The organism is Ruegeria sp. YTSC002 (assembly GCF_059609845.1).
The window spans coordinates 25,709-43,632 of sequence record NZ_JBXWML010000016.1; the positions used below are offsets into that span (position 1 = coordinate 25,709).

Genomic DNA, 17,924 nt, shown 5'->3' on the forward strand with positions numbered 1-17,924 from the left:
ATGGGCCCGGTTCGCTATTACTTTTCCATTTTCCTGAGACGGTTTCCGTATTTCCTGATCGTCGCCCTGATCGTGTCTGTAGCGTCATTCATTGTCGCCAGAACGTTGCCTGCCACGTATGTCTCGACCATGCGCCTGATTGTTGAATCGCCTCAGATTCCGGGCAACCTGGCGGCCAGCACCGTCACGACACCCGCGGCGGAACAGCTTCAGATCATCGAACAGCGCCTGCTGACCCGTCCGATCCTTCTGGAAATTGCGCGCGAGTTTCAGGTGCTGCCCGACCAGGATGAAGCAAGCCCTGACCAGATCGTCAAAGCCATGCGCAAGAACACCTCGATCTGGATTTCAAGCGGTCTCAATCAGGCCAACCTGATGACCATCAGTTTCGAGGCGCGAACCGGTCCGATCGCAGCTGGTGTATTGAATGCGTATCTGACGGAAATCCAGAAGCTGGACGTCTCGTATCGCAAGGAGCGCGCGACCGACACGCTGGCCTTTTTCCAGCTGGAAGTTGACCGCCTGAGCAACGAGCTAAGCAGACGCAGCGCCCGCATTCTCGAGTTCAAGAATGATAATTCCGATGCGCTCCCCGACAGTCTGCAGTTCAGGCTGGCGCAGCAAGGGGCATTGCAGACCAATCTTGAACAGACGGATCAGCAGATATTTTCCCTTAAGTCACAGCGGGAAAATCTCATGAATATCTTCAGTTCGACAGGGCAGGTTGTCGGGCCTCCGCAACAAAACCAGACCCCGGCACAACAGCAGTTAAGTCAGCTGCAGTCACAGCTCGACAATCAGCTTGTGGTCTATTCCGAGAACAGCCCGCAGATCAAACTGCTGCGCGCCAGGATTGAAAAGCTTGAGAAAGTTGTAGCTGCCGAACAAGCAAACGCCCCGGCGCCATCTAACCAGACGGGAAATTCATCCCTTGACCTGCAACTGGCGCAGATCGACTCGCAGATTGCAGCGCTCGAAGATCAGCGCCGGGTGCTTCAGGACAGGCTCGACGCGCTGACCCTGACGATTGACCAGACCCCGGCCAACGCCATCACGCTTGCAGAACTGCAACGCGAACACGACAATATTCAGAACCAGTACAACGTCGCGATCAGTCGCCTGGCCGATGCTTCAACCGGGGAACGGATCGAAGTCACGTCCCAGGGGCAACGTATTTCCGTCATCGAGCATCCCTCTACGCCAAGCGAGCCGGCCAAGCCAAACCGCTTGATGATCGCCGGCGGGGGCGCTGCCTTTGGCATCGCACTGGGGCTGGGGCTTGTGGTCCTGCTGGAGATCCTGAATCGCTCCGTGCGTCGGCCCGAAGACCTGATCAGCAAGCTTGATGTCTGGCCGATCGCCACTATTCCCTATGCTCCGTCCCGCGGTGAAGTGTTGATGCAGCGCGCGGTATGGGGTGGGATCATACTGGCCATTCTAATCGGAGTGCCGGCCGGGGTCTGGGCAGTGCATACCTATTACCTGCCTCTCGATCTTATTACCGAGAGAGTGATGGATAAACTGGAGACATACTGGTGAGTATTGTTTCGATTGATTTGGTGAATGTGTGATGGACCGTCTTCAGAAAGCGATTCAAAAGGCGCGCGAGGAACGGCAGAGCCGCGAAAGCCCGCCGCCGGTCATGGAACAACCGCCCCGTCATGCCCCGTCAGAAGACGCTCGTGACGCCCGGTGGCAAAGCGTGCCCGAGATACAGATCGACCCCAAACTTGCAGTGCGCAACCGGCTTGCATCGCTTGCTGGCGGCGGAGACGCCACCCCCTATGACATGTTGCGGACCAAGATGCTGCAACAGATCTTGTCCAACAAATGGCGCAGGGTGGCATTGACCTCCCCGTACAGCGGGTGCGGCAAAAGCACGACGACGGCCAACCTGGCGTTCAGCCTGGGGCGGCAGGAAGATCTGCGGACGATCGTGATCGATTTCGACATGCGGCGCAGGGGGCTGGCCGAGATTCTGAAGCAAACCGGCAACCACAGCATGGCCGACGTCATTCAGGGATCGGTGCCGTTTCACGAACATGCGCTGCGGTATGGCAAGAACGTGATTTTCGGGCTGAATTACACGCCCACGCGCAACCCGGCGGAAATCTTGCAAAGCCGACGGGCGATCGAATTTCTCGAACAGCTCGAGGCGGATTACAAACCCGACGTCATTCTGTTCGACACGCCCCCCCTGATGATGAGCGATGACAGCCACGGCTTTCTCAGGAATGTCGATTGTGCCCTGCTTCTGGCTGCGGCCGAAGAAACCAGCATCGACCATATCGACGTTTCCGAACAGCAACTGGCGGAACTGACCAGCGTCATGGGGATCGTGCTGAACAAATGCCGATACATCAGCGGGACGTTTGGCAATGAGTACGGATCCTACTGATACGGCTCCGGCCGATGCGGTGATCATTCCCCATTACAACGATTTGCCCCGGCTGGAACGATGTCTTCTTGCCCTGAGAGAGAACGATCTGACGGCGACCGAAATCGTTGTCGTTGACAATAACTCTCCGGTGTCGCTGGACACGATGCGCCAGGCCTTCCCCGAGGTGCGTTTCGTGGTGGAAACCCAAAAGGGCGCGGCCCATGCCCGCAATCGCGGGGTTGCAGAAACCAGGGCGCCCCGGCTGTTTTTCATCGATGCCGATTGCGTACCCGCGCCGGACTGGTTGAGCGTCGGGCGTCAGGTCGCGGATCAAGCCGATCTGATTGGTGGCCGGGTAGATGTCTTTGACGAAACCCCGCCCCCGCGCAGCGGCGCAGAAGCGTTCGAGGCCGTTTTTGCATTCAACTTCCGCAGGTATATCGAGGTTCAAGGGTTTTCCGGCGCCGGCAACCTGCTGACCCGGCGCGATGTGTTCGATGCGATCGGCGGGTTCATCAACGGTGTCTCGGAAGATCGGGAATGGACCATGCGCGCGGTCGCGCGCGGGTATAGCCTGATCTACCGGGACGACTTTCGTGTCAGCCATCCATCCCGGCAGAACTGGCCCGCCCTCAAGGCCAAGTGGCGGCGCACGACCCAAGAGGCATATCTGCTGCATGGCACCAACGCCGCCGCGCGCATGCGGTGGGCGATCCGTGGATTGGCCATGCCGGCCAGTGCAATTGTGCATACCCCGAAAATCCTTACCAGCGACAAGCTGGCCTCGGCGGGCGAAACCAGTCGGGCGGTCATCACGTTGTTCCGGCTCAGATGTCAGCGGATGATCTGGATGTTGCGCCAGGCAGCAGGTGGCGACATCTGATCAAAAGAAAAGGGACCGCGAAACGGCCCCTTGTCCTGTTTGTCAGGTTTGTGTGTCGCTTAGGCGGCCTTGCGGCGACGCGTCAGAGCCAAACCACCAAGCGCTGTCAGAAGCAGCAGACCACCGGCGGGCAGCGGAACTGGTGCGACGTCGAAATCAAACGTAACCGGCACCGGATTGCCATTGGCATCGGTCGCCCCTTGAGAGTTGGCCCAGCTGAACACCAAATTCTGGCTCAAGCTGTTCGGGCTGACGCTGCTGAACAGTGTGCTGAGTGTCGTCTGAACACCGCCCAGAACCGACGTTGATGCCAATACGTTGGCAGGATTTAATGCGTCGACCCAGCTCACTGTCAGAGCCGTGAAGGTACCCAGCAAATTTACAGTGATCGAAGCATTCGCTACACCAAAAAGAGGATCACGGGGCGACTGGAAGTTGACTGCGTACATTCCAGGTCCACCCATCGTGGAAACCGTACCGGAGAAGAGCGTGTCGGAGGTGATGTCATATCCACCCCCCAGCAGAGGACCACCACCCGCTGACACCGAGGTCAGAGCGCTGGCCGATCCGGCCATCATCACAGCAGCAACAATCCCTGCCGCCATCATTTTCAAACTTTTAAACATACAAAGTCCCACCTTTGATTTTTATAACACAACCCGCTCGAAATCCCGGCAGGGCACCTACTGCAATTATTAATAATTCATTTCCATTTGATTGCGAAGGATTTTCCTCGGAATTGTGGCTTTTTTTTGTCGCAAGGGCCCATTGTCCGGCACAATGGATACCTGAGTTACAGTTTGTTTCCCTATCGTGAACCAGAATCACCCGAATAAGGCGAATCTGCGTCTGGAGAACATGCCGACTTGCCGGCGATTCCAAGCGTTTTCACATTGCACCAAGCATAATCCGAACCGGTTCAGGCAATGCAGAACCACGCCCGATCACTCTGTCATGAAATGCAGCCGGCACGTCTTTTCACATGACGGGCGCCCCCGTGCCGCACAAGGCAAGAAACAATACAAATCATTTCAGCGCACTGTCCACTTTCGGCCCGCGACAAGGGCCCTGCGGATCGCGACAGAAGGGAAAAAGGCCACAAACCCGGGCTCCGCCATATTTCTTCTTCGACGGTCCGAAAGTTTCGTGTAGCTTTGGATTGTTATTGTACCAAGTTCAGGCACGCATTTTCAATCGGAAGCCCTTGTTTAGCCGTTTGTCTATTGTGCCTGCCTATTTAGCGAGGAGACATTGCGCATGGGCGTTGGCCAGAACATAGCCGCTGAGAATGCGAACTGGACCTTTGGGGGCAGTGTTCCCGATACGTTTGTAGACCACATCAAATTGTCTGTTCCTCTTTATGAAATGGGTCACGGCCTGATCTGTCAGGTTTCCGATTTCTTCGTCCGCAATGACAGTCTCTGCTATGAAATCGGCACATCGACCGGAGAGTTGATCCGCAAGCTGGCAGAACACAATGCGGGAAAGCCGGACGCACGCTGGATCGGCATCGATGTCGAACCCGAAATGGTGAAGGTCGCCGAAGCTCATTGCGCGGACGTCCCGAACATTTCCATTCTTCATGACGATGCCCGTCATATGGAGATGGAAAAGGCGGACATGATCGTCAGCTATTATACAATGCAGTTCATCCCGCCCCGGTACCGGCAGGAACTGTTCACCAAGATCTACAACACCCTGAACTGGGGCGGTGCGTTTGTCATGTTCGAAAAGGTCCGGGGGCCGGATGCGCGGTTTCAAGATCTTGTGACTCAGCTCTACAACGAATTCAAAATCGGCAACGGATTCTCAAGCGAGGAAATCGTCGAAAAGGCGCGCAGCCTGAAAAGCGTGCTGGAGCCATTTTCCACCCAGGGCAATCTGGATCTGCTGGGCCGGGCCGGTTTCAAGGATGTGATGAGTATTCAGAAGTATATTTGTTTCGAAGGTTTTCTTGCTATCAAATGATTGCTTAACGCGATTTTGGGCGGTGGCCACAGTGGAATTCGGCCCCACAGCCCGCTGGACAGAGGCAGCCAGGAACGCTGATGAACACGTCTGTTTCAAATCTCAATGACACGCGCCCGGACATCGGGCCCGGTCCAGATGTGGCTGCATCCCGCGAGACCAGACCAAATGCTGCGGAAATGACATGAGCGTATCGGCACCTTCGGACAAACTGGCCTTGCAGACCCGGTCGGCCCTGCTGGCCACGCTGGCGGTTCTTGCCTGCCTGTCCGTGTTTCTGGTCAACGGTGGTCCGCTCTATTATTTTGACACAGGCAGTTACATCCGGCAGGGCAGCGTGGCCCTCAACAGCCTTCTGCCGCCGGTGAACGAGACCAGCACGACAGGCGGCACTTACACCGCAGATGAGGACGGGACTGCAACCGGCTCCCGCTCGCTGATTTATGGCCTCATCATGGCCGCGTTTTTTCGCGCCGACGCCCTTTACGCTGTTCCGGTCATCCATCTGGCTGCCACGCTTTTTACAGCCTGGATGCTGGCGCGGACGGCGGGCCGGTCTCTGGGCGGTGCGCAGAACACAATGCTGATGACGGCAATCCCGCTTCTGGCGGCGGCCAGCACCTCTTTGCCGTTTTACATCGCCTATATGATGCCGGACATATTCGCACCAATTCTCCTGATCGCGATTGCCGCACTCACCGCCTTTGGGCAGACAATGCGCCTCTGGGAGCTTTTTCTGATCTCGGGGCTGGCTCTGTTCTGCATTGTGCTGCATCCGTCGCATCTGGCGATCACAGGGCTGATGATCCCTTTTGTCGCCCTGACGGCTCTGGGTCGCAGGATGCCGGGGCGCTGGCGCGCAACGGTCCTGATGGTGATGCTCCTGACGCTTGCGGCGGCCGAGCGCAAGGCCTTCCAGATCACCGTTGAAGCCCAGATGAACAAGGAAGTTGTCTATACCCCGCATATCACTGCGCGGCTTATCGTTGACGGGCCGGGGATGGACTATCTGAAGGATGTCTGCCCGGATGCAAGTATACCAACCTGCGCGCTGCATGAGGCGCTTTCATGGTCGGATGACCCTTACAGACTGACCGCATCCCATATCATTTTCGAGCGCTCCTCTCAGTTGGGGTCGTTCCGTCTGCTGTCGCCGGAGGAGCAAAAACAAGTGGCGCTGGCACAGGGGAACTTTGCCAAGGCAGTCTTCCTGTCCAGGCCGATTGCGACGTCTTTCGCATTGGCCAAAAACGGCTATCACCAGATTATGCGCTATAGCGTCAACATGACAATTCCGACGGATGTGGAATTGACCAACGCGCGCACCCTGGCTCGCCTCGACGAGGCGCAGTACGATTTGATTCAGAAAGGGAATCTGGCCTGGGACAGGGGCTGGATAGAAACGGCCGATATCGTGCACGGCGCGATCTATGCCGTGTCTTTTGCCTTTATCGTGTTTGTTCTGCTGCGGCCGGGTCGTGTGTCGCGTGACATGAAGCTGTTTGCGCTGTTCATCCTGATCGGAATAGCGGTCAACGCTCTGGTCTGCGGAGGAGTATCTCAACCCGCGGATCGTTACGGCGCGCGCGTGATGTGGTTGTTGCCCTTTACAGCGGCCTTTCTTTTCCTTGTTCAGCGCTCAGGCGCTTCGCGTATCATTGCCGGAGATCCTTCGTGAGTTCAGATCAATCCCTTTCCATCAGCGTGGTCATGCCGGCCTACAACGCCGAACATCTGCTGCCGCGCGTTTTGCCCCCATTGATTGAAATGCTGAATACCGGACAGGTGCAGCAGGTTCTGGTGGTGGATGACCAGTCCCCGGACGGCACTGCGGCGCTGGCACGGGAAATGGGCGCAACCGTTCTGGCCACGCCCGTCAATGGCGGTCCCGGAGCCGCCCGCAACCTGGCCGCCCAGCAGGCCACGGGCGATATCCTGTGGTTCGTGGATTCCGATGTCATCGCCTGGCCCGATGGCCCGGAACATATTCGCCGGGCGATGTCCGAAGACAATGTCGGTGCCGTGTTCGGATCCTATGATGATGCCCCGGACGGGCAGGCCTGGTTTTCACGCTACAAGAACCTTCTGCATCGCTATCACCATCAACGGGCCCGCCGCGAGGCGCGCACCTTCTGGGCCGGGTGCGGCGCCATCCGGCGCGACGTGTTTCTGGAGGTCGGTGGGTTCGACGTAAAAACCTATGAGGTCCCCTCGATCGAGGATATCGAACTGGGCTACCGGATCGCGGCCACCGGCCGCCGCATCCTGGTCGAGCCGCAGTTGCAGGGCAAACATCTGAAAGTCTGGACCATCCGCAACAGCCTGAGCACGGATATCTTCTGCCGCGCCCTGCCCTGGGCCCGGCTGATGATCTCGCGCGAGGGGCTGACCGATGACCTGAACACCTCGATGGCCGAGCGGGCACGGGCCGCAATTGCCGGGCTGTTGCTGCTGTCGCTTCTGGCCCTGCCGTTCTGGCCCGGAAGCTGGCCTCTGCCCCTTCTGTTACTGGCCGCGGCCTTTGTCGCCAATCTGGATCTGGTGCGCGCCATGTCCGGGCATGGCGGGCCGTGGTTTGCGTTCAAGTGTCTGCTCTACCATCAGGTCTATTACGTCTATTCCGCCACCACCTACGTCTGGTGCCTGTTCGAATATCACATACTGGGGCAAAAGCAAAAGCTGCGCGTCACACGAAGCTAGAGACCCGTGTGACATGGCAGAGCATTGAGGTCAAACATCAGAACTGTTTTGCCGGCAATTGTTCAAATGGCAGTTTTTCGACCTGATCGAAACGCGGATTGCGCTCATGAACATAGAATGTATCGTAGAGCGAGTTGCGTACAAAGTGATAACCGTTGGCAAACAGCAATTCATTCAGTTCCGGCGTCGGGCGCTCAATGGTCATTGCCAGAAAGCGGTATTTGTCGAACGGAAAATCACGCAGAATTCGTGTTTCCGACCCTTCCACATCCAAGCTGAAATAGTCGATGTCTTTTGGTGCCTTATAGCGATCGAACACCTCGTCCAGCGGCACGGCCTCAACCGTAACGACTTTGCCTTTTTCCCGAAACTTGGTCAGCTTCGAGGCGCGGCGTTCGTTCATGTTGTCGGCCTCATCCACCAGCAAGCTGCTACGCTGGCCGTCGATCATGAATTCCAGTTGACCGGGCTCGGGGTCGACTGCTAACGGAACCGGGGTTGCCGTGCGGTGATGCCAGTGAGTGATCCGGTGGTAATTAACAGGGTTCGGTTCGATCAGCAGCCCGTTCCAGCCATAATGCTTTTCCAGAACAAACGTGTTGGAATCTGAAAACCCATCAGCCGCGCCAAGTTCAACAAAAAAGCCCTTGCGCTTGCCGTTATAAACTTCGTTTATAACCCACATATCCTGCCCCCCGGTCCGAGACGCGTTTGGGCAGGTAACCAAGATTGTTCATCGCGAAGCGGCGACTTAGATTTCGAGCACTGACGACGCCAATATACGCAAAATAGGCTGGCTTCTGGAGGAGCGGATATGCTTCGACCAGCTTGGTAAGATTCTGCTTCATAAAGTTCTCCACTTAACTGCCCACTGTCGTTTTTTGCGGGCAAATACATCGTTTCACAGTCACCGACTATCTCAGTCCCAAAACCTTTGCGATATCCCAGACCGGATGCGGTGTTTCGCGCACACCGCGTCCGAAAATGATGTCAAATGACACACGATAGACTGGGGCGATACTGACCGGCACCTGGGTGTTGTGCAGATCGCTTTCATAAATCGCACTGCCCCGTGTCACCAACACCTGACCGTCGATCGCATCGCCAATTATTCTTTCATCAGCATGTAATGGCGTATCCACTGCTCGAACGAAATAGTCTGCCGCAGTGTCATTCGGTGTCATTATCCTGGCATACACGTAAACGGACAGCGCCCCGGCCATATAGCGCTTTTCCAGCTCGGCCTGTGTCCAGATCGGCGGAAAGGCCTCGTCGATCAGCCCCTCTACGGTGCCTATTTCCTCCACATCGGGAAATGGCTCGGCATCGGTCTCGAACGCGATGCGATGGCCCAGATGCCGGGTTAAAGTAAAGGGGCGCAACGTTTCAGGCCAGCTGATCCAAACGCTGACCGCCAGCCCGGCCAGTGCGCCTACAAGCGCCAGTGTAGGGGCCGCCTGAACCAGGCGCAGGCGCCAGAATACGATTAGCGGTATGATCGCTGCAGGCACGAAATGATGTGGCAGAATGCGGTAAGCCTGCACATAAAAGAACAAAACATACGCGATGACGGAGAGTGTCAGCGCTCTGGACAACTTGTCCTGCCAAGGCCAGGCCAGCAAGGCCAGACCGGGCAGAATCCCGCAGGGCAATAACCAGAACAGGATCCGTCCGGTATCAAAGATCGTAATGAAACGCAGGCGGTTCAGGATGCTGCTGGTATTGAACTCCGTGGACAAGCCCATCAACCCCAGCCGGTCTAACAGAATTTCGAACAGCGATGCCATAACCAGGATGGCTACGGCAATTCCCCCCCCGATTGTTACCTGTCTGAATGGTAAAGGGCGGGTTAGAAGGAAATAAGATATCAGGAAAAAACCGATCAGAAGAAAACCATTCGGCGCAGTAAACAAGGCCAGCGTGGACACAATCGCCATCCAGCCAAACTTCTGCTCTTGGAAAAACAAGATATAACCCAGTACTCCGAGCAAGATCATCGGCTCGCGGACCATAGGCAGAGCAATGTCAGCGAAATACGGATTGTAAGATGGGTTGAATGCCATCACGAAAGAAAACAAAAGTAGAGCCATGCCCAACCCAAACACCGTCTGCATGTTGCTGCGTGTCTTGGTGGGGCGGACAAAGGCCAGCATAACCCCGAACAGGATCGAGATACCCGGCAGATAGGCAAGGCGAATAGAAACTTCATACGGCCCAAATATCCGCATAAACCCGGATTGCAGGAATGTCTCCGTCATCATTTTGGGGCTAGGGTACCCTCCGATCGTACCAGAGTTCGGAGGCCAGAATGGCAGACCCTTGGTCATAAACAGCATTGCGTTCAGAAAGCTGTGTGCGCCGTCGTCATTCAGCACCTCCCAATAGAATTTCGGAGACATCAGCAACAGCACAGCCAGAGGCAGCAGGATCATGCCGGTTACATCCCAGCCTTTGCCCCGAAACATCTCTGTCTCAAAAGAACGGGCCTGAAACAGATAAAGGCCCAGCACGCAAAGCAGCAGGATCAGCAAGATGAAGGCTGCTTCCGTCATCTGCACGCCACTGACAGCCTGAACCAGTGCTGCAATGGTGGGAATACCGAACAGGGAAAGTGTAAACCCTTTGAGCAACCAATGCTCGAACCGATCACCGGGCGCGCGGATACCCCATGCCAATATCAGCCCCGGAGCCAAAAATAACGCCGAAGCTGACAGGGTGACCAATGGAACCCAGATGTAAAGAAACAGTGCGTCATCCACTACGAAATAAGGGGATGCTCCATCTGCCAAGGCGGCCTTTGCAGACAATGTTGCCGCAATATCCTGTCCGGCCAGTAAGATACCGGCCAATACAATAAGAAGCAAAGAAAGGCGAAATACCATCACGTCTTATATAAACTCGTTAAAAATAGTAGGTGAAAATTAACCGATGGCGGATATCCCGTTATCCTGCTGAATACCGTTCCTTTAAACCACCAACTTGTTGATAACATGCAAGTCATGTTGCTTTGTCAGTTTCTTCTGGATGAGTAAATTACACCTACAATGCGACATCAATACGGCAAATTAAGCAGCATTGGCGATCCATTGAAAACAAAAGGAGCAGGTACAGTATTCGGCGTCAGAGTTGGCCTCAGCAATGAGAAAGAAAAGCCTAGCCTGTTTTCAATTTCGGATTACACAGATGACACCCTGCACGGAAACAGGCCTTAAATTGTACGCCGTGCAAGATCGCACGACGTACCCAATCTGTGAATCAGAGCAGGCATGTACCGGATCACCAGCACTATCCTGGTCAGTGTCACCTCCGATTATCTGGCAGCGGAAAAACCGCTGATATGATCAATAACCCGGCTCAGAGCGCCGCTCTGTTACTAAGTTTGTCTGAAGACGTCTGGTTCTTTTTCTTGGGCTTGGCTTCAAACTCTTCGTGATACGAGCGCTCAACATTGACATCCCAGACGTCATGATCCTCGCCCAGAATATTGCGCGCGGCATACATCGCCGACAGCATGGAATGATCCTGGTTGTTGTAGCGGTGCAGACCATTGCGACCCACGGTCTGGAAGTTTTCCAGCGTCTTCAGCCAGCCGCTGACCGTGTCCAGGGCGTCCTTGTATTCACTGTCATAGACCGGATAGGCCTTGGGCTGCCGGATAACCGCGTGATCGATGACATCGCTGGCCTTGGCCAGACCCAGCTTTTCAAGCTCTTCACTGGCGAGATGTCTGAGATCCTCGTCACTTGACGACCACAACCCGTCACCTTTCTGGCAGAAATACTCCATCCCGATCGACGCGGTGTTCTGATCGGGCAGCATTTCCGCGGACCAGGCCCGGAAATTCTGGATGCGCCCCACCTTCACCTGCGGGCTGTGGATGTAGATCCAGTTGTCCGGGAACGGGTCCGCGTGATCCAGGATCAGAGTCACGATCAGGAAATCACGATACCGCAGACGGTCTGCCGCCTCGACGACCTCGGGCGGTGGCGGCGGATCAAACGCATGGATCAGATCACGAACGGCCATTGAATTGACGAACTCCGTGCCTTCCACCCGTTCTGTGTGTTTTTCGCCATCTTCAGTCCAGTGGCGCACATCGATCGAGGTGACGCGATTGCCATCACGGTTCACCTGGATCACTTCGGAATGGGTCTCGACCGAACCGCCCTTTTCCTTGATCAGATCGCGGGTTTTTTCCCACATCATGCCGGGGCCCAGGCGTGGATACTGGAACTCCTCAATCAGGCTGGCGGTGTCATTGGCCCCCGAAATCGCGTTCCAGACAGCCTTGGGCAGGGACAGGTTCTTGATCCGCTGCGCGGCCCAGTCGGCCCGGATTTCCGACGGTGGAATACCCCAGACCTTCTTGGTGTAGCTGTGGAAGAAATGCATATAGAGCCGCCCACCAAAGCGGTTGATCACCCATTCTTCGAACGTGTCTTCCTGCGGCTTGGGCCGCAACTTCCATTTCACAAAGCTGCCGATGATCTTGTAGGTCTCGTAGGGACCGATATTGCCAAGGGCATTGAAGATACGCAGCGGGTAATCGTAGAACTTATTTCTGTAAAAAATGCGGCTCAGGCGTTGCACGGTGATGAAATCATCTCCCATCACCTCGTGCCACATCTCTTCGACCTCACGCACCTTGGTGAAAAACCGGTGCCCGCCAATGTCGAAGCGATAACCTTTGTGCGTTTCGGTTCGTGAGATGCCACCAACCATATCCGAGGCTTCAAACACCCGGGGAACATGTGTGTCGCTCAGTTTCTGAAGTTCATAGGCTGCTGTCAGCCCTGCAGGACCACCACCAATGACGACAACGGGAACAATATCTTTTTTCAAATGACTAACACCCATACCAAAACACTGACCTAAAGCTACAAGAGGTTATCCGAGATTCACAACAAAATCCTGTCAGCCCCCGAAACGGGGCTCCTGCGTATTAAGTTCCACCCCTTCCGTGCAGAAAAATCAACCATTCCGTTTGACGAACCGCACTCGCGTCCTTCTCTGCAAATCGATGGCAGACCCAAACCGGGTCGCCTGTACCGAAAGCCGGTTTGGGTTTTGCGAAACCGACGGTCTTTCACACCGCCCGAAACAGCACGCGTTTTCCACAATGCCCTGAAACATAATGATGATTGCTGGCTGGCACAGCCAGCCGAAACTCCCCGCCCGGAAGCGAAACATAGATTGGATCCATACACCCCTTGCACGGCGCCTGACCTGAACCATGACCGCTTTTTTCAGGCTGCGTCTGTGATGTCCTTCACTGTATCGGCGGGCCGAAAGCGCGCATCAACAATGCTGTGACTTTTCCCGCATTGTGTATGGTTGAGCGCCAGAGCATCAGGAAATTCAGCGCCTCACGACTCGTGGCCTTGTGAATCTTGACAGGGTGGCAGCACTGCCGTCCTAATGCGTGCGAATGTTTGCAAAAGACCATATGCCCAGATCCGGGTTAAGACGAGTGTATTGGTAGCCAGTCTCGTTGTTAACGAGGGAGCGATTTTATGAAGTGTGTTATTCTGGCCGGCGGCTTGGGAACCCGGCTCAGCGAAGAAACCGTCAAGATTCCAAAACCCATGGTCGAGATCGGCGGCAAACCGATCATCTGGCATATCATGAAAATCTACGCGGCACACGGCATCACGGATTTCATCGTCTGCCTCGGCTACAAGGGTTACGTGATCAAGGAATACTTCGCGAATTTCTTTCTGCACAGTTCAGACGTCACGATCGATCTGGCCAATGGCGGGCTTGAGATTGCAAACAGTAAATCGGAACCGTGGCGCGTGACGCTGGTCGATACCGGCGAGGACAGCCAGACTGGCGGGCGACTTAAGCAGGTCATGCATCTTCTCAAAGAGGAAGAAGCGTTCTGCCTGACTTATGGCGACGGTGTTGGTGATGTCGACATTCGTGCCGGGATCAATTTTCATCGGGCGCATGGCAAGCTTGCAACCGTCACGGCAGTTCCTCCGCCCCGCCGCTTCGGCCAGCTCGAACTCCAAAGCAACCAGGTTCTGAATTTCTCCGAGAAACCCGTCGGAGATGGTGGGCTGATCAATGGCGGGTTTTTCGTGCTGTCCCCGAAAGTGGGCGATTACATTGACGGCGACAATACCGCTTGGGAACGCAGCCCCCTAATGAATCTGACACGCGATGGCGAGCTGATGGCCTTTGAACATAAAGGCTTCTGGCAGCCCATGGACACCATTCGTGAACGTCAGGAACTGGAAGAGCACTGGGCCACAGGCAACGCACCGTGGAAAATCTGGGAATGAGTGCGAGCGCGTTTTCTGGACGCAGGGTGCTTGTTACCGGGCATACCGGCTTCAAAGGCGCCTGGCTGGCTGCCTGGCTGGCCGAGGCAGGTGCGAAAGTCACCGGGTATGCCCTCTCCCCCGAGACGAAACCCAATCTCTGGACGTTGCTGGATCAAAGCAAAATACGGTCGGTCATCGGTGACTTGAATGATCGCGTGGCCCTGGACCGGATCATCGCGGAAACCGATCCTGAATTCGTCTTTCACCTGGCCGCGCAATCGCTGGTGCGGCGATCCTATAGCACGCCGGTCGAGACTTTTGCGACCAACGTTATGGGCACGGTTCAGCTTTTGGACGCGTTGCGGGCCGCGCCCAACCTGCGCGCGGTGGTGGTCGCCACCTCGGACAAGGCCTATGAGAATGTCGAACAGGTCTGGGGCTATCGCGAAACCGATCCGATGGGCGGGCATGACCCTTATTCTGCATCGAAAGGTGCAACCGAAATAGCGGTCGCAGCAATGCGGCGCAGCTATTATTCGCCGGGTGCTGCCGATCCGCACCCGGCCCGGGTTGCCAGCGCACGCGCAGGCAACGTCATTGGCGGCGGCGATTGGGCCGAAGACCGTTTGGTTCCCGATATCGTGCGCGGCTGCCTGAGCGATGAAGGGCGTGTCGTATTGCGCCACCCCGGCGCAATACGCCCTTGGCAGCATGTTCTGGAACCTCTCAGGGGGTACATGGTGCTGGCCCAGAAGCTCGAACAAAGCGATGCCTTCGCGACGGGCTGGAATTTTGGCCCCGAACGTGACGATGAGCGTCCGGTTCTGGATGTGGCCCAGGCGATCATCAAGGCACTTGGACAGGGCCGGATCGATATCGATACCCCGGCAGACACCCCGCATGAGGCCACAATGCTCCGGCTGGATGTATCGCAGGCGCGTGCAATGCTTGGCTGGCGCCCGGTCCTGAGCTTTGACGATACCGTCAGGCTGACGGCAGGCTGGTATGCGGGCTGGGCCCGTGGCACCCCGGCAACCGAGCTGTGCCACGCCCAGATTGCTGAATTCGAAACACTGAGCATGAGACAGGTATGACCGGCACAACCAATCCCACCTGCCGCCATTGCGGCGCGGCCCTTGAGATGACGCTTGTCGATCTCGGGCTGTCCCCTCTGGCCAATTCCTATGTCGACCCCGCAGAGGCAGACACGCCGGACCCGGTCTATCCATTGCACGCCCGTGTTTGCACGGAATGCTGGCTGGTTCAGGTGGATGATGTCGTGCCGGCGGAAGAGATATTTTCAACCGATTACGCCTATTTCTCCAGCTTCTCGGACAGCTGGCTGGCCCATTGCCGGGGCTACGTGGAAAAAATGGTAAATCGGTTGGATCTCGGGCCAGACGATCTGGTGATCGAGATCGCCTCGAATGACGGGTATCTGTTGCAGTATTTCGTCGAGAAAGGCATCCCGGTTCTGGGGATCGAACCTTCGGGCAGCGTGGCAGCGGCAGCCGAAGAAAAAGGCGTGCGCACGCTGGTCGATTATTTCGGCGAGGCGCTGGCCCTCAAGGTGGCCGCGACCGAGAAACCTCCGGCGCTGATCGCATCGGCCAATGTGCTGGCGCATGTGCCTGACATCAACGATTTCGTCGCCGGGATCGCCACGCTTCTGACCGGCGATGCGGTCTATACGGTCGAATTCCCGCATCTTCTGAACCTGATCAGGGAAGTGCAGTTCGACACGATCTATCACGAACATTACTCCTATCTGTCGCTGCTGGCGGTGGAAAAGATTTTTGCCAAGGCGGGCCTGCGTGTCTTCGACGTCGAGGAACTGCCCACCCATGGCGGTTCGCTGCGGGTGTTCGCCTGCCTTGAGGGTGCCAGCCACCGCGAAGGGCCCGGTCTGGCCAAGGTCCGCGCGGATGAGGCTGCGGCGCAGTTCGACCGGCCTGAGGGCTATATGAATTTCACCATTCAGGTCGAAGCGCTGCGCGACGGATTGCTCGCCTTTCTGCGCGAAGCAAATGCCAGGGGGGACACCATTGCCGCCTATGGTGCCGCCGCCAAGGGCAACACGCTGCTGAACTATGCCGGGATCGGCCCCGACCTGATTTCCTACTGCGTTGATCGCAACCCGGCCAAGCAGAACACGCTGCTGCCCGGCAGCCATATCCCCGTGCACGGGGTCGAAGCCCTGCGCGAGACGCCGCCGGATTACGTGCTGATCCTGCCCTGGAACATCCGGGACGAGGTCACGGATCAGCTGTCCGACCTGAAGGCGCATGGCACCCGCTTCGTGACCGCCGTGCCAGAGATCAGGATCAGCTGATGGCACGGGTTCTGCTGACGGGCGCAACCGGATTGATCGGGCGCGCGACAGCCACGGCTCTGACAGAGGCGGGCCACGAGGTGGTGACGCTGGGCCGCAACCCGGCAAGCGACATCACCTGCGATCTGCTGGACCCCGGTGCCACCACGACAGCCCTCGACGCCGCCCGCGCCAGCCATCTGGTGCATCTGGCCTGGCATGACGGCGCGCGCGACCGCTGGACCTCTGGGGCCAATCTGGATTGGATGGCCGCAACGCTGCATCTGGTGCGGGAATTCGCGCATACAGGCGGCCAGCGTGCGATCTGCGCCGGAAGCTGTGCCGAATATGACTGGTCGGTACCGGAGCTGGTCGAAACCAGCCCCCTGCGCCCTCGCACCCTTTATGGGGCGGCCAAGGCCGGGGCCGGTCTGGCACTGTGCGCGGGCCAGCAGACACTTGGCCTGTCCCTGGCATGGGCCCGCATCTTTTTTGTCTACGGGCCGGATGAACCGCCGGGGCGACTGTTCGGCGATCTGATGTCAAACCTCGGGGCGGGACGGCCGGTTGATTGCACCGATGGACGGCAGGAGCGGGATTTCCTGCATGTCGATGATCTTGCCCGCGCCTTGCTGCGCGTGCTGGAAAGCGATCTGACCGGCCCGGTCAATGTCGCCAGCGGAACGGCGACCCCGGTTCGAGACCTGATTGCAGAAGTGGCAAACCAGATGCACCGGCCCGATCTGATCCGCCTGGGCACCATCGCCCGCGCGGCGGACGATCCGCCCCGGCTGGCGGCGGACGTAACCCGGTTGCGGGACGAGACCGGTTTTATGCCACAATATGACATTGCTTCCGGAGTCGCCCGGTGTCTTCGGTCAAGGGAGGAGGCCGTATGAAATCTTCATCTTTTCTACGCAAGCAATCCTTCATGCTTTTTGCCCTGGTCGGCATCGTGAATACGGCCTTCGGGTATGCGGTTTTTTCGGTTCTGAGCCTGTCGGGATTGCCCGCACAGGCGGCTCTTGCGATCTCGTTCGTGATCGGCGTGTTGTGGAATTTCATGACCCACGCCCGGATCGTATTCGACACCAAAGGGTTCAGGAAATTGCCCTTCTACCTGCTGGCATATGTCATGGTTTACGTTTTCAACGCCTTTTCGCTCGAAGCTCTTCTGAGCACGGGACTGCATCCGATCCTTGCACAGGGCCTGCTGGTTCTGCCCGCGGCCGTTCTGGCATTCATCCTTGTTTCCCGGGCGCTGACCGATCGCTTCCCGTGGCAGCAGGAGGTCTGATATAATGCCTAAAAACTACAGACATAAACACTTTCGATCCGTAACCGGTCCATCTGATATATAGTAGGATATGGACTGTTAAATGTATTTGGTACCAGTGCTGGAAGGATAATCGT

Annotated in this window: 15 protein-coding genes; 11 read left to right on the forward strand and 4 right to left on the reverse strand. The window is 56.8% G+C overall.

From position 1 onward, the window contains the following. The 3 genes from AC2FFD_RS20500 to AC2FFD_RS20510 are packed head-to-tail and all read left to right on the forward strand — an operon-like array spanning nucleotide 1 to nucleotide 3,263. Nucleotides 1-1,539 carry a GumC family protein gene (locus AC2FFD_RS20500; RefSeq protein WP_496873989.1) on the forward strand — a complete coding sequence of 513 codons (1,539 nt, stop codon included), beginning with the start codon at nucleotides 1-3 and terminating at the stop codon, nucleotides 1,537-1,539. Nucleotides 1,540-1,570: 31 nt separating this feature from the next. Continuing rightward, nucleotides 1,571-2,398, forward strand: a complete 828-nt coding sequence (locus tag AC2FFD_RS20505; protein ID WP_170347007.1) for a CpsD/CapB family tyrosine-protein kinase — start codon at nucleotides 1,571-1,573, stop codon at nucleotides 2,396-2,398. Beyond that, complete coding sequence (locus AC2FFD_RS20510) at nucleotides 2,379-3,263, forward strand: glycosyltransferase family 2 protein (protein ID WP_480719026.1); 885 nt, start codon at nucleotides 2,379-2,381, stop codon at nucleotides 3,261-3,263. The genes AC2FFD_RS20505 and AC2FFD_RS20510 overlap by 20 nt, the downstream gene beginning before the upstream one ends. Before the next feature lie 59 nt (nucleotides 3,264-3,322). Here AC2FFD_RS20510 and AC2FFD_RS20515 read toward each other — a convergent pair whose 3' ends face one another. Further along, nucleotides 3,323-3,889 carry a VPLPA-CTERM sorting domain-containing protein gene (locus AC2FFD_RS20515; protein WP_496873990.1) on the reverse strand — a complete coding sequence of 189 codons (567 nt, stop codon included), beginning with the start codon at nucleotides 3,887-3,889 and terminating at the stop codon, nucleotides 3,323-3,325. Between the two features lie 631 nt (nucleotides 3,890-4,520). Between AC2FFD_RS20515 and AC2FFD_RS20520 the strand changes: the two genes are divergently transcribed. The 3 genes from AC2FFD_RS20520 (at nucleotide 4,521) to AC2FFD_RS20530 (ending at nucleotide 7,931) form a co-directional block, all read left to right on the forward strand. Then, nucleotides 4,521-5,231 (forward strand): methyltransferase domain-containing protein, encoded by a 711-nt coding sequence (locus tag AC2FFD_RS20520; RefSeq protein ID WP_170347013.1) that lies wholly within the window; start codon nucleotides 4,521-4,523, stop codon nucleotides 5,229-5,231. A gap of 184 nt (nucleotides 5,232-5,415) precedes the next feature. Next, on the forward strand, nucleotides 5,416-6,909 hold the full coding sequence (locus AC2FFD_RS20525) for a hypothetical protein (RefSeq protein ID WP_496873991.1): 1,494 nt from the start codon (nucleotides 5,416-5,418) through the stop codon (nucleotides 6,907-6,909). Further along, complete coding sequence (locus AC2FFD_RS20530; RefSeq protein WP_496873992.1) at nucleotides 6,906-7,931, forward strand: glycosyltransferase family 2 protein; 1,026 nt, start codon at nucleotides 6,906-6,908, stop codon at nucleotides 7,929-7,931. The genes AC2FFD_RS20525 and AC2FFD_RS20530 overlap by 4 nt, the downstream gene beginning before the upstream one ends. 37 nt (nucleotides 7,932-7,968) lie before the next feature. Here AC2FFD_RS20530 and AC2FFD_RS20535 read toward each other — a convergent pair whose 3' ends face one another. The 3 genes from AC2FFD_RS20535 to AC2FFD_RS20545 all read right to left on the reverse strand — a co-directional run bounded on the left by AC2FFD_RS20535 (nucleotide 7,969) and on the right by AC2FFD_RS20545 (nucleotide 12,773). After that, nucleotides 7,969-8,616: an FkbM family methyltransferase gene (locus AC2FFD_RS20535; protein WP_496873993.1), complete on the reverse strand. Its 648-nt coding sequence runs from the start codon at nucleotides 8,614-8,616 to the stop codon at nucleotides 7,969-7,971. A 229-nt stretch (nucleotides 8,617-8,845) separates the two neighbouring features. Then, entirely contained in the window at nucleotides 8,846-10,813 is a 1,968-nt protein-coding gene (locus AC2FFD_RS20540) for a hypothetical protein (RefSeq protein ID WP_496873994.1), read from the reverse strand. Nucleotides 10,814-11,285: 472 nt separating this feature from the next. Beyond that, nucleotides 11,286-12,773, reverse strand: coding sequence for an NAD(P)/FAD-dependent oxidoreductase (locus AC2FFD_RS20545; protein WP_496873995.1), 1,488 nt, complete (start codon nucleotides 12,771-12,773; stop codon nucleotides 11,286-11,288). Nucleotides 12,774-13,444: 671 nt separating this feature from the next. On the opposite strand from AC2FFD_RS20545, the gene rfbF reads away from it, so the two are divergent. The 5 genes from rfbF to AC2FFD_RS20570 are packed head-to-tail and all read left to right on the forward strand — an operon-like array spanning nucleotide 13,445 to nucleotide 17,808. Further along, nucleotides 13,445-14,218 carry a glucose-1-phosphate cytidylyltransferase gene (rfbF, locus tag AC2FFD_RS20550; RefSeq protein WP_496873996.1) on the forward strand — a complete coding sequence of 258 codons (774 nt, stop codon included), beginning with the start codon at nucleotides 13,445-13,447 and terminating at the stop codon, nucleotides 14,216-14,218. Beyond that, nucleotides 14,215-15,294: a CDP-glucose 4,6-dehydratase gene (gene rfbG, locus AC2FFD_RS20555; protein ID WP_496873997.1), complete on the forward strand. Its 1,080-nt coding sequence runs from the start codon at nucleotides 14,215-14,217 to the stop codon at nucleotides 15,292-15,294. The genes rfbF and rfbG overlap by 4 nt, the downstream gene beginning before the upstream one ends. Next, nucleotides 15,291-16,532, forward strand: coding sequence for a methyltransferase domain-containing protein (locus AC2FFD_RS20560; protein ID WP_496873998.1), 1,242 nt, complete (start codon nucleotides 15,291-15,293; stop codon nucleotides 16,530-16,532). The genes rfbG and AC2FFD_RS20560 overlap by 4 nt, the downstream gene beginning before the upstream one ends. Further along, the gene (locus AC2FFD_RS20565) at nucleotides 16,532-17,410 is read left to right on the forward strand and encodes an NAD-dependent epimerase/dehydratase family protein (RefSeq protein ID WP_425080224.1); all 879 of its coding nucleotides are present in this window, start codon (nucleotides 16,532-16,534) and stop codon (nucleotides 17,408-17,410) included. Before AC2FFD_RS20560 ends, AC2FFD_RS20565 begins: the two co-directional genes overlap by 1 nt. Beyond that, a complete protein-coding gene (locus tag AC2FFD_RS20570) occupies nucleotides 17,407-17,808 on the forward strand; it encodes a GtrA family protein (RefSeq protein WP_170347032.1) in 402 nt (133 codons plus the stop codon). Before AC2FFD_RS20565 ends, AC2FFD_RS20570 begins: the two co-directional genes overlap by 4 nt. Nucleotides 17,809-17,924: the final 116 nt, after the last annotated feature.